The organism is Pseudomonas sp. JDS28PS106 (assembly GCF_036706555.1).
Classification (GTDB): domain Bacteria; phylum Pseudomonadota; class Gammaproteobacteria; order Pseudomonadales; family Pseudomonadaceae; genus Aquipseudomonas.
Genome location: NZ_JBAJGT010000014.1, coordinates 47228 through 73366, shown reverse-complemented (window position 1 = coordinate 73366; position 26139 = coordinate 47228). Strand labels below are relative to the sequence as shown.

The following is a 26139-nucleotide window of genomic DNA, read 5'->3' as shown; positions in this document are numbered from 1 at the left end:
CAAGGCTAACCGGCTATCAGACGCCCGACGCCTTGGCCGCAGCAACGTCCTTGATGGACAGCTTGATACGACCGCGGTTGTCGACGTCCAGAACCAGGACTTCGACTTCCTGACCTTCCTTGAGGATGTCGGTCACCTTCTCTACGCGAGCGTCGCTCAGCATCGAGATGTGAACCAGACCGTCCTTGCCAGGCAGGATGTTAACGAAAGCACCGAAGTCGACGATGCGCTCGACCTTGCCGACGTAGATCTTGCCGATCTCGGCTTCCGCGGTAATACCCAGAACGCGCTGACGCGCAGCCTCGGCAGCTTCCTTGGTTTCGCCAAAGATCTTGATCGAGCCGTCGTCTTCGATGTCGATCGAAGCCTTGGTCTCTTCGCAGATCGCACGGATGGTCGCGCCACCCTTGCCGATCACGTCGCGGATCTTGTCGGTGTCGATCTTCATCGAGATCATGGTCGGTGCGTTGGCCGACAGTTCGGTACGGGACTGACCGATGATCTGGTTCATCTGGCCCAGGATGTTCAGGCGCGCTTCCAGGGCCTGGCCCAGAGCGATTTCCATGATTTCCTCGGTGATGCCCTTGATCTTGATGTCCATCTGCAGCGCAGTGACACCTTTGGCGGTACCGGCCACCTTGAAGTCCATGTCGCCCAGGTGGTCTTCGTCACCCAGGATGTCGGTCAGAACGGCGAACTTCTCGCCTTCCTTGACCAGGCCCATCGCGATACCGGCAACCGGAGCCTTCATCGGAACGCCAGCGTCCATCAGGGCCAGGGAAGCGCCGCAGACCGAAGCCATGGAACTGGAACCGTTGGACTCGGTGATTTCCGATACCACACGAATGGTGTACGGGAACGCATCGGCATCAGGCAGCATGGCCTGTACGCTGCGACGGGCCAGACGACCGTGACCGATTTCGCGACGGCCCGCGCCGCCCATGCGACCACACTCGCCCACCGAGAACGGAGGGAAGTTGTAGTGCAGCATGAAGGGATCTTTCTTCTCGCCTTCAAGGGTGTCCAGCAGCTGCGCGTCACGCGCGGTACCCAGGGTCGCAACGACCAGGGCCTGGGTTTCGCCGCGGGTGAACAATGCCGAACCGTGAGTCTTTGGCAGAACGCCGACTTCGATGTTCAGCGGACGCACGGTGCGGGTGTCACGGCCGTCGATACGTGGCTTGCCGTTGACGATGTTCTCGCGCACGGTGCGGTATTCGATTTCGCCGAATGCTGCCTTCACTTCGCTGGCAGACGGGCTGCCTTCTTCAACGGCCAGCTTGGCAACGATCTGCTCACGCAGCTCGCCCAGACGCGCGTAGCGGTCGGCCTTGACGGTGATGGTGTAGGCCTGGGAGATCGCTTCGCCGAATTCGGCACGGATAGCATCGAGCAGGCTGGTGGCTTCTGCTTTAGGCTGCCAGTCCCAGGTCGGCTTGGCGGCTTCAGCGGCCAGTTCCTTGACGGCGTTGATCACGACCTGGAACTCGTCGTGGGCAAACAGCACGGCGCCCAGCATCTGGTCTTCGGTCAGCTCTTTGGCCTCCGATTCAACCATCAATACCGCTTCGGAAGTACCGGCTACGACCATGTCCAGGCTCGAAGCCTGCAGTTGCTCGTAAGTCGGGTTCAGCAGGTAGCCGGTGCTTTCGTGGAAAGCAACGCGCGCGGCGCCGACCGGGCCATCAAACGGAATGCCGGAGATAGCCAGCGCAGCCGAAGTACCAATCATCGCAGCGATATCCGGATCGGTCTTCTTGCTGGTGGACACGACGGTGCAGACAACCTGCACTTCGTTCATGAAGCCTTCGGGAAACAGCGGACGGATCGGACGGTCGATCAGACGCGAGGTAAGGGTTTCCTTCTCGGAAGGACGGCCTTCACGCTTGAAGAAGCCACCGGGGATCTTGCCCGCAGCGTAGGTTTTTTCCTGGTAGTGCACAGACAGAGGGAAGAAGCCCTTGCTGGCGTCGGCCTGCTTGGCGCCGACCACAGTCACCAGTACGCTGACGTCGTCGTCAACGGTGACCAATACTGCGCCTGAAGCCTGACGGGCAATGCGGCCTGTCTCGAGGGTTACGGTCGATTGACCGAACTGAAACTTCTTGATTACCGGGTTCACGGTTTCCTACCTTTCTTTGTGGCTCTGGGGGAACTGGTTTCTTGCGAATTCTTGGGCAGCGAGGGGAATCGGACCCTTCGGCAGTCCAGATAAAACTTGAGGCTGGATGCCTGCCGGAACACCGGGCAAACCCGATGAATCGCGACAGACAGCCAACCTCCAGAACGTCGTTATTAGCGACGCAGACCCAGACGACCGATCAGGGCGCTGTAACGGCTAACGTCCTTACCTTTCAGGTAATCCAGCAGCTTGCGACGCTGGTTTACCATACGGATCAGACCACGACGGGAGTGGTGGTCCTTGCCGTTGGCCTTGAAGTGGCCTTGCAGCTTGTTGATGTTGGCGGTCAGCAGTGCAACTTGCACTTCTGGCGAACCAGTATCACCAACAGCTTGCTGGTAGTCGGTTACGATCTGAGCTTTTTCTTCAACGCTGAGTGCCATGTGGGCAATCCTTCATATCAGGGAACCGCTCCGGGGAGCTGCTCCAACAGGCCGAGGACGAGCCTCGTATTAAAAAATGAGATGTGACCGTGCCTGTTTACAGCCACCCTCGTTCCAGTCCGTTGGCAGGCAAGCCTGCCGCCGGGCTGGTTCCGGTCATTCCGACCGAATCAATCGACGCGGCGCAATCCGCCCGTCTTCGCTGACTTCACCGATACCGATGAAGCGACCTTCGTGATCCTGCACGCGAACCATGCCGAACTTCGGCGCGTCCGGTGCCCTGACTGGCTGCCCGTGCAACCAGTAGAACGAACTGTGTTCCGAAAACTTCAACAGCGGCCAGTCCTGCAACCCGCTGTCCGAAGGCATGAGGAAACGGTCGACCGCTTCGTTGCCGCCTTCGGCATGTACCTGTTCCAGCTCTTCCAGCGTGACCGTCTGGGCCAGGCTGAACGGTCCGGCCTGAGTCCGGCGCAGCTCGGCGACGTAAGCGCCGCAGCCAAGCTTTTCACCGATATCCTCGACCAGCGTACGAATATAGGTGCCCTTGCTGCAATCGACTGACAGACGTGCCGTATCACCTTCGCAAGCAAGCAATTCCAGGCGCGCAATAGTAACAGAACGAGGCTCGCGCTCCACTACTTCGCCTGCGCGGGCAAGCTTGTACAAGGGCTGTCCGTCACGCTTGAGAGCCGAGTACATCGGGGGTATCTGACTGATTTCACCGCGAAAAGCCGGCAGCACGGCTTCGATGTCGTCGCGACCAACGGTCACCGGGCGAGTCTGCAAAACCTCACCCTCGGAGTCAGCGGTGGTCGTCGTCTTGCCCAGTTGCATCAGCGTCTCGTAGGACTTGTCCGAATCGAGCAGGTACTGGGAGAACTTGGTCGCCTCACCGAAGCACAGCGGCAACACGCCGGTTGCCAGAGGATCGAGGCTGCCGGTATGACCGGCCTTTTCCGCGTTGAGCAACCAGCGGACCTTTTGCAACGCGGCATTGGAGGTAAAGCCCAATGGCTTGTCGAGCAGGATGATCCCGCTGACGTTACGGCGTATACGCTTGACCTGAGCCACCGCTTACTCCTTGGAACCGTCGGGCCGGGACTCGTAGGAACCCGAACCTTCCTGATGCTGGCCGTCTTCCGCGACAGCACGCTCGATCAGCGCGGACAAATGGGCGCCGCGGGTGACGCTTTCGTCGTAGTGGAAGTGCAACTGCGGCACGCTGCGCAGCTTCATTTCGCGAGCCAGTTGCATGCGCAGGAAACCTGCAGCGGAGTTGAGCACCTTGATGCTCTGAGCGATGTCCTGCGCGTTGTCCTGGCCCATCACGGTGATGTACACCTTGGCGTGACCGACGTCGCGGCTGACGTCCACGGCGGTGACGGTGACCAGGCCGACGCGCGGGTCCTTGACTTCACGGCGGATCAATTGCGCGAGTTCGCGTTGCATCTGGTCGCCGATACGTTGGGTGCGGCTGTATTCTTTTGCCATGTTTGTTACCTGTTACTGATCCGGGAGCAAACCCTGACAGTCTGAAAGCGGCAAACGCCCGGCCCGACAGATGTCAGACCGGGCGTTGCGTTGAGAGCCGCGACGCGAGTGCACCACGGCTCCTGAGGCTCGCGGTTTAGAGGCTGCGAGCGACCTGGACCTTCTCGAAGACTTCGATCTTGTCACCGACCTTGACGTCGTTGTAGCTCTTGACGCCGATACCGCATTCCATGCCGGCACGTACTTCGGAAGCGTCATCCTTGAAGCGGCGCAGGGATTCCAGCTCGCCTTCGAAGATAACGATATCGTCGCGCAGTACACGGATCGGACGGTTCCGGTGAACGGTACCTTCGACCACCATGCAACCGGCGATCGCACCGAATTTCGGCGAACGGAACACGTCGCGGACTTCGGCGATACCCAGGATGTTCTCCCGGACGTCGCTGCCCAGCATACCGGTCAGTGCCTTCTTCACGTCTTCGATGATGTCGTAGATCACGTTGTAGTAACGCATATCCAGACCTTCCTGCTCGACGATCTTGCGCGCACCGGCATCGGCACGCACGTTGAAGCCGAACAGAACAGCGTTGGAGGCCAGTGCCAGGTTGGCGTCGCTTTCGGTGATACCACCGACGCCACCGCCGACCACGCGCACTTGCACTTCGTCGTTACCCAGACCGCCCAGGGCGCCCTGCAGTGCTTCCAGCGAGCCACGGACGTCGGATTTGAGGACGATGTTGAGCGTCTTCTTCTCTTCCTGGCCCATGCTTTCGAAGATGTTTTCCAGCTTGCCGGCGTGAGCACGAGCCAGCTTGACCTCGCGGAACTTGCCCTGACGGAACAGAGCGACTTCGCGGGCCTTCTTCTCGTCCTGCAGAACCGACATTTCGTCGCCGGCATCAGGCGTGCCGTCCAGACCCAGGATTTCGACCGGGATCGCAGGACCTGCTTCCTTCACAGGCTTGCCGTTCTCGTCGAGCATGGCGCGGATGCGGCCGAAGTTCGAACCGACCAGCACCATGTCGCCCTGACGCAGCGTGCCGTCCTGAACCAGAACGGTCGCAACCGGACCACGACCCTTGTCCAGACGGGACTCGACGACCACACCACGACCTGGGGCCGATGGCGTTGCCTTGAGTTCCAGGACTTCGGCCTGCAACAGTACGGCTTCGAGCAGCTCGTCAACGCCGGTACCCATCTTCGCTGAGACCGGAACGAACGGCGTGTCGCCGCCCCATTCTTCGGAGGTCACGCCGTGAACCGACAGTTCGCTACGGATGCGATCGAGATCGGCGCCCGGCTTGTCGATCTTGTTCACCGCGACCACCAGAGGAACGCCAGCCGCTACCGCGTGCTGAACCGCTTCGATGGTCTGCGGCATGACGCCGTCGTCGGCTGCCACGACCAGGATCACGATGTCGGTGGCCTTGGCACCACGGGCACGCATTGCGGTAAACGCGGCGTGACCAGGGGTGTCGAGGAAGGTCACCATGCCACGTTCGGTTTCAACGTGGTACGCACCGATGTGCTGGGTGATGCCGCCGGCTTCGCCCGCCGCGACCTTGGCGCGACGGATGTAGTCGAGCAACGAGGTCTTGCCGTGGTCGACGTGACCCATGACGGTCACAACCGGAGCACGCGCGAAGGTCTCGCCTTCGAACTTCAGCGATTCGGCCAGGGAATCTTCCAGGGCGTTGTCGCTGACCAGGGTCACCTTGTGGCCCAGTTCTTCCGCAACCAGCTGGGCAGTATCCTGATCCAGCACCTGGTTGATGGTCACCGGAGTGCCGAGCTTGAACATGAACTTGATGACTTCAGCCGCCTTCACGGACATCTGAGCCGCCAGTTCGCCCACGGTGATGGTCTCACCGATCGACACGTCACGGATGACAGGACCTGTAGGGTTCTGGAAGCCGTGAGCGTTGCGCTTCTTCAGCTTGGACTTGCCACGACCGCCCCGACGGAAACCATCGCTCTCTTCGTCGGTGGTACGAGGCGCGGCACGTGGTGCCGGAGCCTTTTCCTTGACGGTGGCGCGATGCGGAGCGTTCTTGCGCTCGCCGTCGCCACCACGGGAGTTGCGGTCGTCGGCGCGCGGCTTGTCCGGACGACGCTGGTCGTCACGCTTGCGCACTTCAACGGTTGGTGCTGCGTTGAGACGCTCAGGCGCGGACGCTGGAGCAGCAGGCGCTTCACGCTCAGGCTGGGCAGCCGCGGCCACAGGCTCGGCAGGCGCAGCAGCGGCAGGCGCGGGTTGAGCGGCAGGCTGGCGACGTGCTTCTTCTTCGGCGCGACGCTTGGCTTCTTCTTCAGCCTTCTGACGGGCGGCATTTTCTACCGCACGACGCTCTTCCAGCTCGCGCTGACGCTCGGCTTCGATTTCTTCCGCGCTGCGCTGTACGAATACTTTTTTCTTGCGTACTTCTACGCTGATGCTTTTGCTGCCAGCAACGCGCAGGGTACTGGTGGTTTTACGCTGCAAGGTAATCTTGCGCGGTTCTTCCACCTTCGCCTTGTGGCTGCTTTTCAGATGAGTCAGCAGGGACTGCTTCTCACTGTCGGTCACATGTTCCTCGGCGGCGGTGTGCGGCAGACCTGCCTCACGCATCTGCTGCAACAGGCGCTCTACCGGTGTTTTGACCTCATCGGCCAGTTGTTTCACCGTGACTTGCGTCATGCACTTCTCTCCTCAGGCCGCGCCTAATTACTCGAACCAATGGGCTCGGGCGGCCATGATCAACTTGCCGGCACGATCATCGTCGATGCCGTCGATGTCGAGCAGGTCGTCAATCGACTGCTCGGCCAGGTCTTCGCGGGTAATAACGCCGCGCACCGCCAGTTCCATCGCCAGATCCTTGTCCATACCCTCAAGCGAGAGCAGGTCGTCGGCCGGATGGGCGTCTGCCAGCTTTTCTTCTGTAGCGATGGCTTTGGTCAACAAGCGATCCTTGGCCCGAGCGCGAAGCTCGTTGACGGTATCTTCGTCAAAGCCGTCGATGTTGAGCATTTCCTCCACCGGCACGTAGGCAATCTCTTCCAGACTGGTGAAGCCTTCGTCCACCAGCACCTGCGCCAGATCTTCGTCGACTTCGAGCTCTTCGATGAAGTTGCGCAGAATGTCGCCGGTTTCAGCTTGTTGCTTGGCCTGGATGTCCGATTCGGTCATCACGTTCAAGGTCCAGCCAGTCAGCTGACTCGCCAGACGAACGTTCTGACCACCACGACCGATTGCCTGGGCCAGGTTGTCCGCACCTACCGCGATATCCATTGCATGGGCATCTTCATCGACGATGATTGCCGCAACTTCCGCAGGAGACATTGCGTTGATGACGAACTGCGCCGGGTTATCGTCCCACAGCACGATATCCACACGCTCACCACCCAACTCGCCGGAGACAGCCTGAACGCGCGAACCACGCATGCCGATGCAGGCACCTTGCGGGTCGATACGTTTGTCCTTGGAGCGAACGGCGATTTTTGCACGCGAACCCGGGTCACGAGAGGCAGCCATCACCTCGATCAGACCTTCGGCAATTTCCGGCACTTCGATACGGAAAAGCTCGATCAGCATCTCTGGCGCGGTACGCGACAGGATCAGCTGAGGGCCACGGTTTTCAGTGCGAATTTCCTTGAGCAACGCCCGTACACGGACGCCCACCCGGAAAGTCTCACGCGAAATGATGTCTTCACGAGCCAGCAGCGCTTCGGCATTGTTGCCCAGGTCCACGATGACATTGTCACGTGTAACCTTCTTGACGGTGCCGGAAATGATTTCGCCCAGACGCTCGCGATAAGCATCGACAACCTGGGCGCGCTCGGCTTCACGAACCTTCTGCACGATGACTTGCTTGGCGGTCTGCGCAGCGATGCGGCCGAACTCGATGGACTCGATCTTTTCTTCGATCACATCACCGGCCACGGCGCCCGGCTTTCGTGCCTGGGCCTGGTCGACGGCAAACTGGTGTGCCGGATCGTCCAGATCCTCGTCCTCGACCACCGTCCAGCGACGGAACGTTTCGTAGTTGCCCGTCTGGCGGTTGATCTCCACACGCAACTCTACTTCATCTTCGAAACGTTTCTTGGTAGCAGTGGCCAGAGCCAGCTCCAGCGCTTCGAAAATCACACCTGCCGGAACGCCCTTTTCATTGGACACCGACTCAACAACCAGCAGTACTTCTTTGCTCATCGTACGCCTCGCCTTTCGCAAGCCATTGGATCCGCGGGATCCGCAGTATCTGGCACGTATCAGTCAAACGTGGGAATAATGTTGGCCTTGTCGATCAGGTCGATCGGCAGCAGATACTCGTGGTCATCCACATGGACCACGACATCCTGCTCCTCCACCCCGCGGAGAAGGCCCTGGAAGTTGCGTCGACCGTCGAACGGCGAACGCAGCTTGATCTTCACTTGTTCCCCGGCGTGCAAGGCAAACTGTTCAAGGGTGAACAGCGGGCGATCCATGCCAGGAGAGGACACTTCGAGCGTATATTCGGCGCTGATCGGATCTTCGACGTCCAATACACCGCTGACCTGACGGCTGACTATTTCACAGTCTTCCACCAGGACGCCGCCCTCTTTGTCGATATAAATGCGCAGTAATGAATGTCGGCCCTGGGAAAGAAACTCTATTCCCCAGCATTGATAGCCAAGAGCCTCGACCACCGGGGCCAACAAGGCCTGCAACTGTTCTAGCTTGCTCGACACCTGAACCCCCTCGTGCATGCTTTGAAAAAAAAAAAATGGGCGAACGCCCATCCCTGAAAACGCCGCTGAACGTCGACGTCATGTACTGTCCAGCTAACAAAAAGCCCCTAAAAAGGGGCTCAGCTAAAACTGGTTGCGGGGGCTGGATTTGAACCAACGACCTTCGGGTTATGAGCCCGACGAGCTACCAAGCTGCTCCACCCCGCGACAAAGCTGGGGCGGAAGTATACGACCGTTCCCATTAAGGGTCAATCGAACATCCACCTACAAGAAAGCCCGCTAGTGCGGGCTGTCCTGTTTTATTGGTACCGAGAAGGGGACTCGAACCCCTACACCCTATGGGCACAACCACCTCAAGGTTGCGTGTCTACCAATTCCACCACCTCGGCATTACAACTTTTTGGCGACCTCTGAAACATCGCCGAATTCTGTCTTACTTCTGCTCTGGAGCCTGAGGAACGTCAGCTGGAACAACTGCTGGCTTCTGGCTTTCGAGCACCGGTACATCATCAGTAGCCGGTTTTTGTTTCACTTCCAAAACCGCTGGATCTGGCAAACCTTCCTGAGTCAGCTGGTGAGCTTTCTCTTTAGCAAAGTAACCTAACCCCAAGCTGGTTATGAAAAAAGCTGCGGCGAGTATAGCAGTAAACTTACTAAGAAAGGTAGAGGTTCCTTGTCCTCCGAACACAGTATTTGATGCACCTGCTCCGAAAGACGCGCCAGCGTCCGCACCTTTACCCTGCTGCAGCAATACCAGGACAACTACGCCCAGCGCGCCCAACAGATGAAAAACGACTACGACTGTTTCCAGCATTTTCTCAGTTTCCCGCGGCGCGACAGATCGCACCGAACTCATCTGCATTCAGGGAAGCGCCTCCAATGAGGCCCCCATCGATATCCGGCATGCTGAACAGTTCGACCGCATTGGCCGACTTCACGCTGCCGCCATATAGAAGCCGCACACCCTGTGCGACTTCGGCATTCTTTTCCGCCAAACGTGCCCGGATCGCCGCGTGGACTTCCTGGGCCTGCTGCGGCGAAGCGGTCAGCCCGGTGCCGATGGCCCAGACTGGCTCATAGGCAATGACGGCGTTGGCAAACGCATCAATACCGAACTCGCCGATGATGCTGTCCAGCTGACGACCCACGACTTCCAGAGTCTGGCCCGCTTCGCGCTGCTCCAGGGTCTCCCCTACGCACAACACAGGTGTCAGACCGCCTTGCTGGATGGCTGCGAACTTGCGGTTCAGCACATCGTCCTGTTCGCCCAACAACTGGCGACGCTCGGAATGGCCGACCAACACAAAGCTGCAACCCGCGTCCTTCAGCTGACTCGGCGCGACCTCACCGGTTAATGCACCCTGAGCCACCTGGAACGCTGCATCCTGAGCACCTACAGCGACTGACCGGCCTTCCAGCCCGTCAACCACCTGAGCAATGAACAGGCTCGGCGGCATGACTACAACATCAACCTCACTCGGCAACGCTTGTTTGCCAAGACCTTCGATCAGCTCGCCGACACTGGCGCGGGTACCGTGCATTTTCCAGTTACCAGCTACCATTGGGCGACGCATGCTGCACCTCTCAGGTCAAAGTGGGCGCAGATGTTACCCAACACTTTCGTTACTGGCAAGCCGAAATCAGGCGCAAACTTCACTTACCAGTTTTGCCAGTGCATCGGCATGGGCGCGGACCTGCGATTCCTCCTCGCCCTCGACCATGACGCGCACCAGCGGCTCGGTTCCCGACTTGCGCAACAGCACCCGGCCACGCCCCGCCATCTCGGCAGTCACGCGCGCGCATGCATCCTTTACGTCCGGGTGGTTCACCGGATCGACACCGCCGGAGAATCGCACATTGACCAGTACTTGAGGACATTTGCGCAGCTGCTGCCGGGCTTCGGCGAGACTGATGCCAGCGCGCCGCAACGCAAGCAGGACCTGCAAGGCCGCGATGATCGCGTCACCGGTGGTCGTGTGCTGGAAGCAGACGATGTGTCCGGAGTTTTCGCCACCCACCTGCCAGCCGCGCTCAAGCAATTCAGCGATCACGTAGCGGTCGCCGACGTTGGCGCGCACGAACGGAATGTTCAGCTCGGCCAGCGCCAGCTCCAGGCCGAGGTTGCTCATCAGCGTACCCACGACGCCGCCTTGCAGACGTCCGCGCTCATGCAGATCGCGAGCAATGATGTAGAGCAGCTCATCGCCATCGACGATGGTGCCGTCGCCGTCCACCATCAACACCCGGTCACCGTCGCCATCGAAACCGATGCCCATGTCGGCCTTGTGGGCCACGACGGCGGCCTGCAAAGCTTCCATGTGGGTCGAGCCGCAGTTTTCATTGATGTTGAGCCCGTCCGGCTGCGCGGACAGGACGACGACCTGCGCGCCCAGCTCACGGAAGACATTAGGGGCAACTTTGTAGGTGGCGCCGTGCGCGCAATCGATCACCAGCTTGAGGCCGGCGAAATCGGTGCTGGTGGGCACGCTGCTCTTGCAGAACTCGATGTAGCGACCCGCCGCGTCGTTGATACGCGACACCTTGCCGAGCTTTTCCGACTCGGCGACAGTCATCGGTGTGTCCAGCAACTCTTCGATCATCATTTCGATCTCGTCCGGCAGTTTGGTGCCCTGGCCCGAGAAAAATTTGATGCCGTTATCGTAATGAGGATTGTGCGACGCGCTGATCACGATACCTGCCTCGGCGTGGAAGGTACGCGTGAGGTAAGCAATGGCGGGCGTCGGCATTGGCCCCAGGAGCATGACGTCGGCGCCCGCGGCGGACAGCCCCGCTTCGAGCGCGGATTCGAACATGTATCCCGAAATCCGCGTGTCCTTGCCGACCAGAATGCGGCACGCACCCAGTCGGCGGAAGGCCATCCCGGCCGCCCAGCCCAGCTTGAGCATAAAATCAGGGGTAATAGGATACTGACCCACGCGGCCACGAATGCCGTCGGTTCCGAAATATTTTTTGGTAGTCATGAACGCCCCGCTATTGTTATTCGGCCGTTTCGACGGCCTCAATCATGCGCACCACGTCAGCCGTTTCGGCGACATCGTGCACACGTAGAATTCTTGCGCCCTTGGTCATTGCCAGGGCCGCCAGCGCCAGCCCGCCATGAAGCCTTTCGCCGACCGGTCGATTCAGGACATTGCCGATCATGCTCTTGCGCGACACTCCGACCAGCAAGGGCCGCCCGAGCGCCATAAGCGCCGGCATCTGCCTGAACAGGCTCAGATTATGCGCCAGCGTCTTGGCAAAGCCAAAACCCGGATCGAGAATGATCCGGTCATTGGAAATCCCGGCCGCTTCGCATCGCACCATCTGCTGGGCAAGAAACGTACTGACTTCACCCACCAGATCATCGTAGTACGGATCGTTCTGCATCGTGCCCGGCTCGCCCAGCATGTGCATCAGGCATACCGGCAGTCCGGTCTGGGCTGCGGCCTCCAGCGCACGCTCACGACGCAGTGATCGTACATCGTTGATCAGCCCGGCTCCGAGCCGCGCCGTTTCCAGCATGACCTGCGGAGTGGAGGTATCTACCGAAATGATGACGTCCAGCTCGCGGGCGATGATTTCGACCACTGGCGCCACACGCTCGAGTTCTTCCGCCACCGACACGGCAGCCGCGCCTGGACGAGTGGACTCGCCGCCTACATCGATCAGCGTAGCGCCGGCCTCGACCATCGCCTCGGCATGACGCAAGGCGGCATCGAGCTGGCGATAGCGACCGCCATCGGAGAAGGAGTCGGGAGTGGCGTTAAGGATGCCCATAACGTGCGTACGGGCCAAATCAAGAACCCGGTTGCCGCAAGGCAACCGGGTCGGGTACAGCGCAGAAGTCATGTCAGACCTTAGTGTTCAGCGGCAGGACCGCCGATAGGAGCTTCCGGACGTGGGTTGGGCGTAATCGGCGTACCACTGCTGGTGCCCGAACCGCCTTCCCAGTCACGAGGCTCGCGCGGAGTGCGACCGGCCATGATGTCGTCGATCTGATCGGCATCGATGGTTTCGTACTTCATCAGCGCTTCGGCCATGGCATCAAGCTTGTCACGGTTGTCGGTCAGCAGCTGCTTGGCCGTCCCGTAGCAGTGATCGATGATGCTGCGTACTTCGGAGTCGATCAGCTTGGCCGTTTCTCCAGAAACGTTGGAGTTCTGGCTACCACCGCGTCCCAGGTAGCCGGAATCTTCGTCTTCCGAATACATCAGCGGACCCAGCTTTTCCGACAGGCCCCACTTGGTGACCATGTTTCGGGCGATCTGGCTGGCGCGCATGATGTCGTTCGACGCACCCGTGGTAACGCCGTCGAAACCAAGGGTCATTTCCTCGGCAATCCGGCCGCCGTATAACGAACAGATCTGGCTGACCAGCGCACGCTTGGACAGGCTGTAGCGGTCTTCTTCAGGCAGGAACATGGTCACGCCGAGCGCACGTCCGCGCGGAATGATCGAGACCTTGTAGACCGGATCATGCTCGGGAACCAGACGACCGACGATGGCGTGACCCGCCTCGTGGTACGCAGTGTTCTGCTTTTCCTTCTCGGACATGACCATGGATTTGCGCTCGGCGCCCATCATGATCTTGTCTTTCGCCAGTTCGAACTCTTTCATTTCGACCAGGCGCTTGCCGGAGCGAGCCGCAAACAACGAGGCTTCGTTCACCAGGTTGGCGAGATCGGCACCGGAGAAGCCCGGCGTACCGCGCGCGATGACCGCGGCGTTCACGTCATCGCCCATCGGCACCTTGCGCATGTGCACCTTGAGAATCTGCTCGCGACCACGAATGTCTGGCAGACCCACGACCACCTGACGGTCGAAACGACCAGGACGCAGCAACGCAGGGTCAAGCACGTCAGGACGGTTGGTCGCGGCGATCACGATGATGCCGTCATTCATTTCGAAACCGTCCATCTCTACCAGCAACTGGTTGAGAGTCTGCTCGCGCTCGTCGTGACCGCCGCCCATGCCGGCGCCACGATGGCGACCGACGGCGTCGATTTCGTCGATGAAGATGATGCACGGCGCGTGCTTCTTGGCCTGTTCGAACATGTCGCGCACGCGGCTTGCGCCCACGCCCACGAACATTTCCACGAAGTCAGAACCGGAAATGGTGAAGAACGGCACCTTGGCTTCGCCGGCGATGGCCTTCGCGATGAGGGTCTTACCGGTACCCGGAGGACCGACCATCAGCACGCCACGAGGAATGCGACCGCCCAGACGCTGGAACTTGCCCGGATCACGGAGGAATTCGACGAGCTCGCCGACTTCTTCCTTGGCTTCGTCACAACCTGCCACGTCAGCCAGGGTCGTCTTGACCTGATCTTCCGACAGCAGGCGCGCCTTGCTCTTGCCGAAGCTCATCGGGCCGCCCTTGCCGCCGGCACCGCCCTGCATCTGGCGCATGAAGAACATGAAGACAGCGATGATCACCAGGATCGGGAAGCTCGCTACCAGCAACTGAGTCCAGATGCTTTGCTGCTCGGGCTGCTTGCCTTCGACGATAACGTTGTTGTCGACGAGGTCGCCGATCAGGCCGTTATCCTGGATGGCCGGGCGGATAGTCTTGAACGTATCGCCGTCGCTGCGTTTGCCCGTGATGACGTAGCCGTCCACGGACACCTTCTCTACCTTGCCGTCCTTCACCTGCTGGATGAAGTCGGAGTAGTTGAGGGTCTGCGGCTCGTTCGGGCTGGAGAAGTTGTTCATCACCGTCACGAGGACAGCCGCGATGATCAACCACAGGATCAAATTCTTTGCCATATCGTTCAATTAGCTACCCTCTGAAGCAAGCTCCACGCAGCAAGCGTGCCTCGCATGATAATCACCGGCCTAACTTACTACAGAACCCACAGGTGTGGCATGCGCCGTCTGTAACCCTTTGTGAAACTTTGACTGCATGATCTTCGTATCGCTTCATGTGCAAAGCCATTTAATTAAAGCTATCGACAGGCTCAAAGACGCTCGGCGCTGGCTGCTCCGTCGATCCCCTTGAAGCCGCGCGCCAGCAGATACTGCTCGCGGGAGCGGTCGCGGGACGACAGTGGCTTGCGCATCTGCACCTTGTCGAACAGCTTGCGAATCTCCTTGTGGTACACGTCGAAGCCTTCGCCCTGAAACACCTTGATCAGGAAGTCGCCACCCGGACGGAGCACACGCCCTGCCAGATCGAGCGCCAATTCGCAGAGGAACATAGCCCGTGGCATATCCACAGCGCTCAATCCACTCATATTGGGGGCCATATCGGAAATCACAAGGTCAACCTGTGTATTGCCCACCGCTTCAAGAATATTGGCCAGCACCTGGTCTTCGGTGAAGTCCCCCTGAATGAAGGTCACATCAGGGATGCTGTCCATTTCAAGGATGTCGGAGGCGATCAGCCTTCCTTGACCACCGATCAGACGACTGGTCACCTGCGACCAGCCGCCTGGGGCCGCGCCGAGGTCGATCACGGTCATGCCGGGACGAATGATCTTGTCCTTGTCCTGGATCTCCAGGAGCTTGTAGCTGGCGCGAGAACGGTAACCGTCCTTCTGCGCCATTTTGACGTATTTGTCGTCGAAGTGTTCTTTGAGCCAGTTATGGCTGGATTTGGAACGGGCCACGGGGCACCTCAAAATAAACGAGTCGCGATTAACTGGGCGGTCCCGGACTCGCTCGGGTAAACTGGCCGCCGCTTTTTTTTACAAGATCAGACGCAGGGGTCAGATTATGCCGCTCACTCAAGAGCAGAAGAAACAATACAAATCCATTGGCCACCACCTGAAACCGGTATTGATCGTGGCAGACAATGGTTTGACTGAAGGTGTGCTCGCAGAGCTTGAACGCGCATTGAGCGATCATGAGCTGATCAAGATCAAGCTCAACATTCTGGATCGCGAGAGCCGCATTCAGGCCATCGACGAACTGTGCAAGGCCGGTTCGGCCGATCTGGTACAGATCATTGGCAAGATGGCGCTGATCTATCGCAAGAACCCGAAAGTCAACAAGCAACTGTCCAACGTGCACCGCGCACACGGGTAAAACCTGACAGCGCCGCATCGTTGCGGCAGGTCAGGCTGACCGCTTCTCGCAACGAGAGCGGACAGCCTGATGATGCGCCCGGATCAACCGGGCGCCTTCGTCAGACGTGACGAACCTCGACGATCTCATATTCGATCAGCCCGCCAGGGGTCTGCACCGCTACGACATCGCCTTCTTCCTTGGCAATCAGGGCACGCGCGATAGGCGAGCCTACCGAAATCTTGCCCTGCTTGATGTCCGCCTCGTCCTCACCCACGATCTGATAGCTCACCGATTCGTCGGTCTCGACGTTGGCGATCTCCACCGTCGTGCCAAAGATCACCTTGCCGGTGTGAGGAATGGTCGTGACATCGATGACCACCGCATTCTGCAGACGGCCTTCGATGTCGCGAATCCGCGCCTCGACCATGCCCTGCTGTTCGCGGGCGGCATGGTATTCAGCGTTTTCCTTGAGGTCGCCCAGCTCGCGCGCCGTACCGATGTCTTGGCTCAGCTTGGGACGAACCACCTTGGTCAGATGCGTCAGTTCTTCTTCCAGGGCGCGAGCGCCCTGGACGGTCATTGGGTATTTATTCATGCCTTCAATCCTGCATGGAGATCCTGCAAGCGACGCACAGTCTTTTCCGGACCGAACTTGAGCGCCTCGCAGATGGCTTCGCCTGCCGCAATGGTAGTGGTGCAGTAAATCTTGTGCTGCAGGGCATTGCGACGGATGGAATAGGAATCGGCGATCGACTGGCGACCTTCGGTGGTGTTGATGATCAGGGTGACTTCGTCATTCTTGATCATGTCGACCACGTGCGGACGACCCTCGGTCACCTTGTTCACGCGACGCACTTTCAGGCCCGCCGCCTCGATCAGCTTGGCAGTACCGGCGGTCGCCACGATTTCGAAGCCCAGGCCGATCAGGTCGCGAGCGACGCCGGCCACCAGAGGCTTGTCATCGTCACGCACACTGATAAAAGCGGTGCCGCCGGTCGGCAGCACTTCGCTCGCGCCCATCTGCGCCTTGGCGAAGGCTTCGCCGAAGGTGTCGCCCACGCCCATCACTTCACCGGTGGACTTCATTTCAGGGCCAAGAATCGGGTCGACGCCAGGGAACTTGGCGAACGGGAACACCGCTTCCTTGACGCTGTAGAAGTTCGGAATGATTTCCTTGGTGAAACCCAGTTCCTTAAGGGTTTTGCCCGCCATGACGCGCGCGGCGATCATCGCCAGGGAAACGCCGATGCACTTGGACACGAACGGTACGGTCCGGGATGCGCGCGGGTTGACCTCGATGACGTAGATATCTTCGCCCTGCAGAGCCAGCTGAACGTTCATCAGGCCGACGACGCCCAGTTCCAGCGCCATCTTCTTGACCTGCTCGCGCATTTCATCCTGAAGATGGGCAGGCAGCGAGTACGGCGGCAGCGAACATGCGGAGTCACCGGAGTGAACGCCGGCCTGCTCGATGTGCTGCATGATCGCGCCGATCACCACGTCGGTGCCGTCGCATACCGCATCCACGTCCATCTCGATGGCGCAGTTGAGGAAGTGGTCGAGCAGCACCGGGCTGTCGTTGGAGACCTGAACCGCTTCGCGCAGGTAGCGCTTGAGTTCTTCTTCCTGGTAGACGATTTCCATCGCGCGACCGCCCAGTACGTAGGACGGACGCACCACCAGCGGATAACCGATCTTCGCGGCGGCACGAATGGCTTCGTCTTCGCTGCGAACAGTAGCGTTCGGCGGCTGACGCAGGTTCAGGCGCTCGACCATCTGCTGGAAGCGCTCGCGGTCTTCGGCACGGTCGATGGCGTCGGGGCTGGTGCCGATGATCGGTACACCAGCGGCTTCCAGAGCGCGAGCCAGTTTCAGAGGGGTCTGGCCGCCGTACTGGACGATCACGCCCTTAGGCTTCTCGACGCGGACGATTTCCAGTACGTCTTCCAGCGTGACCGGCTCGAAGTACAGGCGGTCGGAGGTGTCGTAGTCGGTCGACACGGTTTCCGGGTTGCAGTTGACCATGATGGTTTCATAGCCATCGTCACGCAACGCCAGGGCTGCGTGCACGCAGCAGTAGTCGAACTCGATGCCCTGGCCGATACGGTTCGGACCGCCGCCCAGGATCATGATCTTGTCGCGGTTCGACGGATTGGCTTCGCACTCTTCCTCGTAGGTGGAGTACAGGTAAGCGGTGTCGGTTGCGAACTCGGCCGCGCAGGTGTCGACCCGCTTATAGACCGGGAAGATGTCCAGCTTCTGGCGATGGGTACGCAGGTTCTTTTCGGTCACGCCCAGCAGCTTGGCGAGACGCGCGTCGGAGAAGCCCTTGCGCTTGAGGCGGAACATCAGGTTACGGTCGATCGCCGACAGACCCAGAGTCTTGACTTTCTCTTCTTCCTTGATCAGGTCTTCGATCTGGACCAGGAACCATGGGTCGATCATGTTCATGCCGAAGATGTCTTCGACGGTCATGCCGGCACGGAAAGCGTCGGCGACGTACCAGATGCGCTCGGCGCCCGGCACGGTCAGCTCGCGCTTGAGGGTGCTCATGCTCTCGGGGTGGCTCAGATCCAGCTTTGGATCGAGACCGCTGACGCCGACTTCCAGACCGCGCAGTGCTTTCTGCAGCGACTCCTGGAAGGTACGACCGATGGCCATCACCTCGCCCACCGATTTCATCTGAGTGGTCAGACGGGCATCGGCCTTGGAGAACTTCTCGAAGGCGAAACGTGGCAGCTTGGTGACCACGTAGTCGATGGACGGCTCAAACGACGCCGGGGTCTTGCCGCCGGTGATGTCGTTGGACAGCTCATCCAGGGTGTAACCAACGGCCAGCTTGGCCGCGACCTTGGCGATCGGGAAGCCGGTGGCCTTGGAGGCCAGTGCCGAAGAACGCGATACACGCGGGTTCATCTCGATCACGACCATGCGGCCGGTGTCCGGGCAGATACCGAACTGAACGTTGGAACCGCCGGTCTCGACGCCGATCTCGCGCAGTACCGCCAGGGAGGCGTTACGCAGGATCTGGTATTCCTTGTCGGTCAGGGTCTGGGCCGGCGCTACGGTGATGGAGTCACCGGTGTGCACGCCCATCGGGTCGAAGTTTTCGATGGAGCAGACGATGATGCAGTTGTCCTTTTTGTCGCGGACAACTTCCATTTCGTACTCTTTCCAGCCGATCAGCGATTCGTCGATCAGCAGTTCCTTGGTCGGAGACAGGTCCAGACCGCGGGCGCAGATTTCTTCGAACTCTTCACGATTGTAGGCGATACCGCCGCCGGTGCCGCCCATCGTGAACGAAGGACGAATGATGCACGGGAAGCCCAGACGCTCAAGAACGGCGTTGGCTTCTTCCATGCTGTGGGCGATGCCGGAACGCGGGCATTCCAGGCCGATGGCCTTCATGGCTGTGTCAAAGCGCGAGCGGTCTTCGGCCTTGTCGATGGTGTCGGCGTTGGCACCGATCATTTCGACGCCGAACTTCTCCAGAACGCCTTCGCGCTCCAGATCCAGCGCGCAGTTCAGCGCGGTCTGGCCACCCATGGTCGGCAGCAGCGCATCCGGACGCTCTTTCTCAATGATCTTGGCAACGGTCTGCCATTTGATCGGCTCGATGTAGGTCGCGTCGGCCATCGCCGGGTCGGTCATGATGGTCGCCGGGTTGGAGTTGACCAGGATGACGCGATAACCCTCTTCGCGCAGCGCCTTGCAGGCCTGGGCGCCGGAGTAGTCGAATTCGCAGGCCTGGCCGATCACGATCGGGCCGGCACCGAGAATCAGGATGCTTTTTATGTCTGTACGTTTTGGCATGGTGGTCACTCAAATCCGCAGGTCAAGCGGCAAGCCGTCTTGAACATTACTTTGAGGCCGCCGGGGTGGCGAGCGCCGGATCCGCATGATCCGGGGCCACCCGCGGCGCGCCTGCTTACTACATTTTCAAGGCGCGCGATCAGCGGCGCTTGGCCATGGCATCGATGAAGCGGTCGAACAGAGGTGCCACGTCGTTAGGACCCGGGCTTGCTTCAGGGTGACCCTGGAAGCTGAACGCGTCCTTGTCGGTCAACTCGATACCCTGCAGGGTGCCATCGAACAGCGACTTGTGGATCGGACGCACGTTGCCCGGCAGAGTCGCCTCATCCACCGCAAAACCGTGGTTCTGGCTGGTGATCATGACCACGCCGCTGTCCATGTCCTGCACGGGATGGTTGGCACCGTGGTGTCCATGACCCATCTTCACGGTCTTGGCGCCGGCGGCCAGCGCCAGCAGCTGGTGGCCCAGGCAGATACCAAACACCGGGGTCTCGGTTTTCAGGACTTCCTGAATCGCGGTGATGGCGTAGTCGCAAGGCTCCGGATCGCCAGGGCCGTTGGACAGGAACACGCCATCCGGGTTCTTGGCCAGCACTTCGCTGGCTGGCGTCTGCGCCGGAACCACGGTCACGCGGCAGCCACGGTCGACCAGCATGCGCAGGATGTTGACCTTGACGCCGTAGTCGTAGGCCACGACATGGTAAGGCAGCTCGGCGGCAGCGATTTCAGGATGGCTGTCGGTCTTCAGACCCCAGACGCCGGAGCGCCACTCGTAGCTGTCCTTGGTGCTCACCACCTTGGCGAGGTCCATGCCCTTGAGGCCAGGGAATCCGCGCGCGGCGGCCAGAGCCGCTTCTTCGGAGATGTTGTCGCCGGCCATGATGCAGCCGTTCTGTGCGCCTTTCTCACGCAGGATGCGGGTCAGGCGACGGGTGTCGATGCCGGCGATGGCGACGACGTTGTTGGCTTTCAGGTATTCGTCGAGGGGCTGCTTGTTACGCCAGTTGCTCGCGACCAGTGGCAGGTCACGAATGACCAGGCCAGCGGACCACACCTGGTTGGACTCGGAGTCTTCAGGGGTCGTACCGGTGTTGCCAATGTGCGGATAGGTTAGGGTAACGATCTGTTGGGCATAGGAAGGATCGGTAAGAATTTCCTGATAGCCGGTCATTGCGGTGTTGAACACCACCTCACCAACGGTCTGACCGTCGGCTCCAATGGCTTCGCCGCGAAAAATGCTGCCATCAGCAAGGGCGAGTATGGCTGGCTTAGTCAAGAAGACCTCCCGTAATAAAGCCTGAAAGGGCGATCGCAGGTTGCAAAAAAGCGGAATGACGTAGATACGTCACTCCGCTTTCTTATAGATTCATCTGCGCGCTTTTAGTGGACACACTAAAGCTGTAGCTTACAGAAACGCTGCGTTTCGGTCTACCACCCATGAGCCTCAAAGACCGTCAAATGCGACAACCTTCAGAGCAATGGCGACCGAAACCCCTGTTCAGCGCAGCTCCAGCACGTCTTGCATGTCGTAAAGTCCTGGCGCCTTGCCTTCGATCCACAGGGCGGCGCGAACCGCACCCTTGGCAAAAGTCATGCGACTGGACGCCTTGTGAGTGATCTCCACGCGCTCACCGTCCGCGGCGAACAGCACTGTGTGATCGCCCACTACATCGCCGGCGCGAACAGTGGCGAAACCGATGGTCTGACGATCACGTGCGCCGGTCTGGCCTTCGCGGCCGTACACGGCCACCTCGTCCAGATTGCGACCCAACGCGTTGGCGACCACTTCACCCATGCGCAGCGCCGTGCCGGACGGCGCATCGACCTTGTGACGGTGGTGGGCTTCGATGATTTCGATGTCAACGTCATCACCCAGCACGCGCGATGCAGTGTCCAGCAACTTGAGGCACAGGTTGACACCTACGCTGAAGTTCGCTGCGAAGACGATCGGAATGTCCTTGGCCGCATCGGCCAGCCGCTGCTTTTCTTCTGCGCTGAAACCGGTAGTGCCGATGATCATCGCCTTGCCCGCCTTGCGGCAGAACGCGAGGTTTTTCAGCGTTACCGACGGATGAGTGAAGTCGATCAGCACGTCGAATTCTTCAGCCACGCGAGCCAGATCACCCGACAGCGGCACGCCGATACGACCCAGCGCCGCCAGTTCACCCGCATCGGCACCCACCAGCGTGCTGTCAGGCCGATCGATCGCCGCGGTCAGCCCGGCGCCCGGCGCCTGCTGAACCGCTTCGATCAAGGTTTTGCCCATACGCCCGGCGGCGCCCACTACAGCTATACGTCGCATGCCCTGCTCCCCAAAAGAATCTTACAAATCACCGAAGAAACGCTTCACACCCTCGAACCAGCCACTGGCTTTGGGGGAATGCGACTCGTCACTTTCGAGCGACGTGCGGAATTCTTCGAGCAGTTCACGCTGACGCTTGCTCAGATTGACCGGCGTCTCGACCGCAACCCGGCACATCAAATCGCCGGGACCGCCGCCACGCACAGGCGCGACGCCCTTGCCGCGCAGACGGAACTGCTTGCCGGTCTGGGTACCTTCCGGAATCTTGAGCTTCACACGACCGTCGAGGGTCGGTACTTCAAGCTCACCGCCCAGGGCTGCATCGGTGAAGCTGATCGGAACTTCGCAGTACAGATGCTTGCCGTCACGCTGGAAGATCGCGTGCTCGCGCACGTTGATCACCACGTACAGGTCGCCGGTCGGGCCGCCTTGCACACCCGCCTCGCCTTCGCCGGACAGGCGGATACGGTCGCCGGTGTCCACCCCTGGCGGCACCTTGACCGACAGGGTCTTGTACTCTTCGACACGACCTTCGCCGTGGCACGAATCGCACGGGTCGGAGATGATCTTGCCCTGGCCATGGCAACGCGGGCAGGTCTGCTGCACCGAGAAGAAGCCTTGCTGCATGCGCACCTGACCAATGCCGCCGCAAGTCGTACAGGTGACAGGTGACGAACCTTTCTTGGCGCCGGTACCGTCGCAGGGCTTGCAATTGACCAGCGTCGGAACGCGGATGTTGACCGTGGTGCCGCGAACCGCTTCTTCGAGGTTCAGCTCCAGGGTGTAGCGCAAGTCGCTGCCGCGCTGGGCGCCGCCACGGCCGCCACCGGCACCGCCACGACCGCCGCCAAAGAAGTCGCTGAACACATCGCCGAAGATATCGGAGAAGTTCGCGCCGCCGGCACCGCCGCCGAAACCACCGCCACCCATGCTTGGGTCGACACCGGCATGGCCGTATTGATCGTACGCAGCGCGCTTGCTGGCGTCGGACAGAACTTCGTAGGCCTCGTTGGCTTCCTTGAACAGCTCTTCCGAAGCCTTGTCATCAGGGTTACGGTCTGGGTGATGCTTCATCGCCAGGCGACGATAAGCCTTCTTTAGCTCCGCTTCGCTGGAGCCGCGTTCCACCCCCAACACTTCGTAATAGTCACGCTTTGCCATAATTCTTCCGCACTCTTGAGGATGTCCGGCGCTGCCCTCCTGAGCGTGCCGAACTCGTTGAGCCCCATACAGGCCCGGACCCAACTCACGTCATTTCAACGATCCTGGACTTTGTTCAAGGGCCAGCTGCCTGACCGAGAAAGCGGCAGAACGGGTCGTCGCGCAGGAGCATGACGACCTTGCCACAGGGCTTGCGGGCCATACCCGCACGCCGAAATTTTGGGTATTCCAGACACGCCAACGCGGGAGCAAGCTCCCGCGCGGCGACATCCTACCAGCCACCGCTCGAAAGAGGTCAACCGGCCAACAGGCAAGCCTGCGCTTACTTGTTTTCTTTCACTTCTTCGAACTCGGCGTCGACGACGTCGTCAGCCTTGGTCGAACCTTCAGCCGGCTTGGCGGCGGCTTCAGGGTTTTCGGCCTGCTCGGCGTACATCTTCTGAGCGATCGGCGCGGAAACCTTCGACAGCTCCTCGACCTTGGCTTCGATGGCGGCCTTGTCGTCGCCCTTGACGGCTGCTTCCAGCGCGACCACAGCAGCTTCGACAGCGGCTTTCTCTTCGGCGGTGACCTTGTCGCCCGCGTCAGCGATCATCTTGCGAGTCGAGTGGACCAGCGCATCGCCCTGGTTACGGGCGGTGGCCAGCTCTTCGAACTTGCGATCTTCTTCCGCGTTGACTTCAGCATCGCGAACCATCTGCTGGATTTCTTCCTCGGACAGACCGGAGTTGGCCTTGATCACGATGGACTGCTGCTTGCCGGTGGCCTTGTCCTTCGCACCTACGTGCAGGATGCCGTTGGCGTCGATGTCGAAGGTCACTTCGATCTGTGGAACGCCACGTGGAGCTGGTGGAATCTCGGCCAGGTCGAACTTGCCCAGGGACTTGTTCTGACCGGCTTGCTTGCGCTCGCCCTGCAGCACGTGAATGGTCACAGCGCTCTGGTTGTCGTCGGCAGTCGAGAACACCTGGGATTTCTTGGTAGGAATCGTGGTGTTCTTCTCGATCAGCGCGGTCATCACGCCACCCATGGTTTCGATACCCAGGGTCAGCGGGCTGACGTCCAGCAGCAGAACGTCCTTCACGTCACCAGCCAGAACGGCGCCCTGGATCGCAGCACCCATGGCAACGGCTTCGTCAGGGTTGACGTCCTTGCGAGCTTCCTTGCCGAAGAACTCGGTGACCAGCTTCTGAACCAGCGGCATACGGGTCTGACCACCGACCAGGATCACGTCGTTGATCGAACTGATTTCGATACCGGCGTCTTTCAGTGCAATGCGGCAAGGCTCGATGGTGCGCTGAACCAGGTCTTCGACCAGCGATTCCAGCTTGGAACGGGAGATCTTCACGTTCAGGTGCTTCGGACCGGTGGCATCTGCGGTGATGTACGGCAGGTTCACGTCGGTCTGCATGCTCGAGGACAGCTCGATCTTGGCTTTCTCAGCGGCTTCTTTCAGACGCTGCATCGCCAGCGGGTCACCCTTGAGGTTCATGCCGCTTTCTTTCTTGAATTCGTCGACGAGGTAGTCGATCAGACGAATGTCGAAGTCCTCACCACCCAGGAAGGTGTCGCCGTTGGTCGCCAGTACTTCGAACTGGTGCTCGCCATCGACTTCAGCGATCTCGATGACCGAGACGTCGAAGGTACCGCCACCCAGGTCGTAGACGATGACAGTGTGGTCGCCCTTGGCCTTGTCCATACCGTAAGCCAGAGCGGCCGCGGTCGGTTCGTTGATGATGCGCTTGACGTCCAGACCGGCGATACGACCGGCGTCCTTGGTCGCCTGACGCTGGCTGTCGTTGAAGTAGGCCGGAACGGTAATGACCGCTTCGGTGACGGACTCGCCGAGGTAGTCTTCGGCGGTCTTCTTCATCTTCTTCAGGATTTCAGCGGAAATCTGAGGCGGGGCCATTTTCTGGCCGTTGACTTCGACCCATGCGTCGCCATTGTCAGCCTTGACGATCTTGTAAGGGACCATCTGAATGTCTTTCTGCACGACGTCTTCTTCGAAACGACGACCGATCAGACGCTTCACCGCGTACAGGGTGTTGTGCGGGTTGGTAACAGCCTGACGCTTGGCCGACTGACCTACCAGGGTTTCGCCGTCATTGGCATAGGCAATGATCGAAGGGGTAGTGCGAGCGCCTTCGGCATTCTCCAGCACTTTGACGTTGCCGTTTTCCAGAATGGAGACGCAGGAGTTGGTGGTCCCCAGGTCGATACCGATAATTCTGCCCATCTTGAATCTCCCGAAACTTTGATTTGGTTGCCGCAACTGCGTTTACAAATTGCGGTAGCTCTTAAACGCTTGGCCTTTAAATGGGGCCGCCTCAGCTGATTTCAAGCCTGCTCGTCAATTGATGGCGTTGCAGGCGACGGTGCCTTGCTGACCACGACCATGGCCGGGCGCAGCAGACGACCGTTGAGCTGGTAGCCCTTCTGGAACACCTTGAGCACTGTGTTGGGCTCGACATCCTTGCTTTCCTGCATCGCCATCGCCTGGTGCTGTTCGGCACTGAACGGCTGACCATGCGGATCGATCGCTTCAAGCTGATAACGCTTGAGCGTGTCCTGGAACATCTTCAACGTCAGCTCGATGCCTTCACGCATCGGGCGAATGCTTTCATCATCCGGGCTGGACAGCTCCAGACCGCGCTCCAGACTGTCGATGATCGGCAGCAGATCGCCGGCAAACTTTTCCAATGCGAATTTGTGGGCCTTCTCGACATCCTGTTCTGCGCGGCGGCGGACGTTCTGCAAATCCGCGGCAACCCGCAGGGACTGATCCTGGCTTGCGGCCAGCTGCTCTTCGAGCGCTTGCACACGAGCAGCCAGATCTTCGCCAGTCGCCGCTTCGGCAGCCTGGTCCTGGGTCTGCGCATCCAGATTCTGTTCGTCAGCCATAAATCCTCTCCTCTAAAAACGTCCGCGAACCCAACTCGCGCTTCTGCCCCCCTATATGGGACCGGATTTCGGAGCTTCAAGGGTCGGATTCGTCGATTCGCGCATTCCTACACATTTTGTTGCGGCGCCAACCGGACCAGACGCCACGTATTCGCCGATGCGGTGCTAAAAATGAGTCAGATCCAATCG

At 59.9% G+C, this 26139-nt stretch carries 21 protein-coding genes and 2 tRNA genes; 1 reads left to right on the top strand and 22 read right to left on the bottom strand.

Annotated elements, in window-relative coordinates; translation table 11 throughout:
- Positions 1-16 precede the first annotated feature (16 nt).
- From pnp to rlmE, 15 genes are all read right to left on the bottom strand, one after another.
- Positions 17-2122, bottom strand: coding sequence for a polyribonucleotide nucleotidyltransferase (gene pnp / locus TRP66_RS19775; RefSeq protein ID WP_333406194.1), 2106 nt, complete (start codon positions 2120-2122; stop codon positions 17-19).
- 173 nt (positions 2123-2295) lie between these two features.
- Positions 2296-2565 (bottom strand): 30S ribosomal protein S15, encoded by a 270-nt coding sequence (gene rpsO, locus TRP66_RS19770; protein ID WP_002555121.1) that lies wholly within the window; start codon positions 2563-2565, stop codon positions 2296-2298.
- 156 nt (positions 2566-2721) lie between these two features.
- Positions 2722-3639 (bottom strand): tRNA pseudouridine(55) synthase TruB, encoded by a 918-nt coding sequence (truB, locus tag TRP66_RS19765; RefSeq protein WP_333406163.1) that lies wholly within the window; start codon positions 3637-3639, stop codon positions 2722-2724.
- 3 nt (positions 3640-3642) lie between these two features.
- Positions 3643-4059: a 30S ribosome-binding factor RbfA gene (gene rbfA, locus TRP66_RS19760; protein WP_333406161.1), complete on the bottom strand. Its 417-nt coding sequence runs from the start codon at positions 4057-4059 to the stop codon at positions 3643-3645.
- Positions 4060-4195: 136 nt separating this feature from the next.
- Positions 4196-6736, bottom strand: coding sequence for a translation initiation factor IF-2 (infB, locus tag TRP66_RS19755; protein ID WP_333406159.1), 2541 nt, complete (start codon positions 6734-6736; stop codon positions 4196-4198).
- Positions 6737-6763: 27 nt separating this feature from the next.
- The gene (nusA, locus tag TRP66_RS19750; RefSeq protein WP_333406157.1) at positions 6764-8245 is read right to left on the bottom strand and encodes a transcription termination factor NusA; all 1482 of its coding nucleotides are present in this window, start codon (positions 8243-8245) and stop codon (positions 6764-6766) included.
- A 59-nt stretch (positions 8246-8304) separates the two neighbouring features.
- Positions 8305-8763 carry a ribosome maturation factor RimP gene (gene rimP / locus TRP66_RS19745; RefSeq protein ID WP_183134070.1) on the bottom strand — a complete coding sequence of 153 codons (459 nt, stop codon included), beginning with the start codon at positions 8761-8763 and terminating at the stop codon, positions 8305-8307.
- Positions 8764-8893: 130 nt separating this feature from the next.
- Positions 8894-8970 (bottom strand) — tRNA-Met (locus TRP66_RS19740).
- 96 nt (positions 8971-9066) lie between these two features.
- A tRNA-Leu gene (locus TRP66_RS19735) sits at positions 9067-9152 on the bottom strand.
- A 44-nt stretch (positions 9153-9196) separates the two neighbouring features.
- Positions 9197-9577 carry a preprotein translocase subunit SecG gene (secG, locus tag TRP66_RS19730; RefSeq protein ID WP_333406156.1) on the bottom strand — a complete coding sequence of 127 codons (381 nt, stop codon included), beginning with the start codon at positions 9575-9577 and terminating at the stop codon, positions 9197-9199.
- Positions 9578-9581: 4 nt separating this feature from the next.
- Positions 9582-10337, bottom strand: coding sequence for a triose-phosphate isomerase (gene tpiA / locus TRP66_RS19725; RefSeq protein ID WP_333406154.1), 756 nt, complete (start codon positions 10335-10337; stop codon positions 9582-9584).
- A gap of 66 nt (positions 10338-10403) precedes the next feature.
- Positions 10404-11744, bottom strand: coding sequence for a phosphoglucosamine mutase (gene glmM / locus TRP66_RS19720; protein WP_333406152.1), 1341 nt, complete (start codon positions 11742-11744; stop codon positions 10404-10406).
- A gap of 16 nt (positions 11745-11760) precedes the next feature.
- Positions 11761-12612: a dihydropteroate synthase gene (gene folP / locus TRP66_RS19715; RefSeq protein WP_333406150.1), complete on the bottom strand. Its 852-nt coding sequence runs from the start codon at positions 12610-12612 to the stop codon at positions 11761-11763.
- Between the two features lie 8 nt (positions 12613-12620).
- Complete coding sequence (gene ftsH, locus TRP66_RS19710; RefSeq protein WP_333406148.1) at positions 12621-14528, bottom strand: ATP-dependent zinc metalloprotease FtsH; 1908 nt, start codon at positions 14526-14528, stop codon at positions 12621-12623.
- Positions 14529-14719: 191 nt separating this feature from the next.
- On the bottom strand, positions 14720-15370 hold the full coding sequence (rlmE, locus tag TRP66_RS19705) for a 23S rRNA (uridine(2552)-2'-O)-methyltransferase RlmE (protein ID WP_333406146.1): 651 nt from the start codon (positions 15368-15370) through the stop codon (positions 14720-14722).
- Between the two features lie 106 nt (positions 15371-15476).
- Here rlmE and TRP66_RS19700 point away from each other — a divergent pair, with 106 nt between their 5' ends.
- The gene (locus tag TRP66_RS19700) at positions 15477-15788 is read left to right on the top strand and encodes a YhbY family RNA-binding protein (RefSeq protein WP_333406144.1); all 312 of its coding nucleotides are present in this window, start codon (positions 15477-15479) and stop codon (positions 15786-15788) included.
- Positions 15789-15888: 100 nt separating this feature from the next.
- Here the strand turns inward: TRP66_RS19700 and greA are convergent, their stop codons facing one another.
- The 7 genes from greA to grpE form a co-directional block, all read right to left on the bottom strand.
- Entirely contained in the window at positions 15889-16365 is a 477-nt protein-coding gene (greA, locus tag TRP66_RS19695; protein WP_333406142.1) for a transcription elongation factor GreA, read from the bottom strand.
- Positions 16362-19583 (bottom strand): carbamoyl-phosphate synthase large subunit, encoded by a 3222-nt coding sequence (gene carB, locus TRP66_RS19690; RefSeq protein ID WP_333406140.1) that lies wholly within the window; start codon positions 19581-19583, stop codon positions 16362-16364. The genes greA and carB overlap by 4 nt, the downstream gene beginning before the upstream one ends.
- 139 nt (positions 19584-19722) lie before the next feature.
- Positions 19723-20859 (bottom strand): glutamine-hydrolyzing carbamoyl-phosphate synthase small subunit, encoded by a 1137-nt coding sequence (gene carA, locus TRP66_RS19685; protein ID WP_333406137.1) that lies wholly within the window; start codon positions 20857-20859, stop codon positions 19723-19725.
- 222 nt (positions 20860-21081) lie between these two features.
- Positions 21082-21885, bottom strand: coding sequence for a 4-hydroxy-tetrahydrodipicolinate reductase (gene dapB, locus TRP66_RS19680; RefSeq protein WP_333406135.1), 804 nt, complete (start codon positions 21883-21885; stop codon positions 21082-21084).
- A 21-nt stretch (positions 21886-21906) separates the two neighbouring features.
- On the bottom strand, positions 21907-23046 hold the full coding sequence (gene dnaJ, locus TRP66_RS19675; protein ID WP_333406133.1) for a molecular chaperone DnaJ: 1140 nt from the start codon (positions 23044-23046) through the stop codon (positions 21907-21909).
- 322 nt (positions 23047-23368) lie between these two features.
- Entirely contained in the window at positions 23369-25321 is a 1953-nt protein-coding gene (gene dnaK, locus TRP66_RS19670) for a molecular chaperone DnaK (protein ID WP_333406131.1), read from the bottom strand.
- 65 nt (positions 25322-25386) lie between these two features.
- Positions 25387-25950, bottom strand: a complete 564-nt coding sequence (gene grpE, locus TRP66_RS19665; RefSeq protein ID WP_333406129.1) for a nucleotide exchange factor GrpE — start codon at positions 25948-25950, stop codon at positions 25387-25389.
- Positions 25951-26139: the final 189 nt, after the last annotated feature.

Coding starts and splice junctions, on each gene's coding strand:
- TRP66_RS19700 (WP_333406144.1), top strand. CDS start 15,477: ATGCCGCTCACTCAAGAGCAGAAGAAACAATACAAATCCATTGGCCAC.
- nusA (WP_333406157.1), bottom strand. CDS start 8,245: ATGAGCAAAGAAGTACTGCTGGTTGTTGAGTCGGTGTCCAATGAAAAG.
- ftsH (WP_333406148.1), bottom strand. CDS start 14,528: ATGGCAAAGAATTTGATCCTGTGGTTGATCATCGCGGCTGTCCTCGTG.
- greA (WP_333406142.1), bottom strand. CDS start 16,365: ATGAATAAATACCCAATGACCGTCCAGGGCGCTCGCGCCCTGGAAGAA.
- grpE (WP_333406129.1), bottom strand. CDS start 25,950: ATGGCTGACGAACAGAATCTGGATGCGCAGACCCAGGACCAGGCTGCC.
- rbfA (WP_333406161.1), bottom strand. CDS start 4,059: ATGGCAAAAGAATACAGCCGCACCCAACGTATCGGCGACCAGATGCAA.
- dapB (WP_333406135.1), bottom strand. CDS start 21,885: ATGCGACGTATAGCTGTAGTGGGCGCCGCCGGGCGTATGGGCAAAACC.
- dnaJ (WP_333406133.1), bottom strand. CDS start 23,046: ATGGCAAAGCGTGACTATTACGAAGTGTTGGGGGTGGAACGCGGCTCC.
- secG (WP_333406156.1), bottom strand. CDS start 9,577: ATGCTGGAAACAGTCGTAGTCGTTTTTCATCTGTTGGGCGCGCTGGGC.
- glmM (WP_333406152.1), bottom strand. CDS start 11,744: ATGACTACCAAAAAATATTTCGGAACCGACGGCATTCGTGGCCGCGTG.
- rpsO (WP_002555121.1), bottom strand. CDS start 2,565: ATGGCACTCAGCGTTGAAGAAAAAGCTCAGATCGTAACCGACTACCAG.
- folP (WP_333406150.1), bottom strand. CDS start 12,612: ATGACTTCTGCGCTGTACCCGACCCGGTTGCCTTGCGGCAACCGGGTT.
- carB (WP_333406140.1), bottom strand. CDS start 19,583: ATGCCAAAACGTACAGACATAAAAAGCATCCTGATTCTCGGTGCCGGC.
- tpiA (WP_333406154.1), bottom strand. CDS start 10,337: ATGCGTCGCCCAATGGTAGCTGGTAACTGGAAAATGCACGGTACCCGC.
- infB (WP_333406159.1), bottom strand. CDS start 6,736: ATGACGCAAGTCACGGTGAAACAACTGGCCGATGAGGTCAAAACACCG.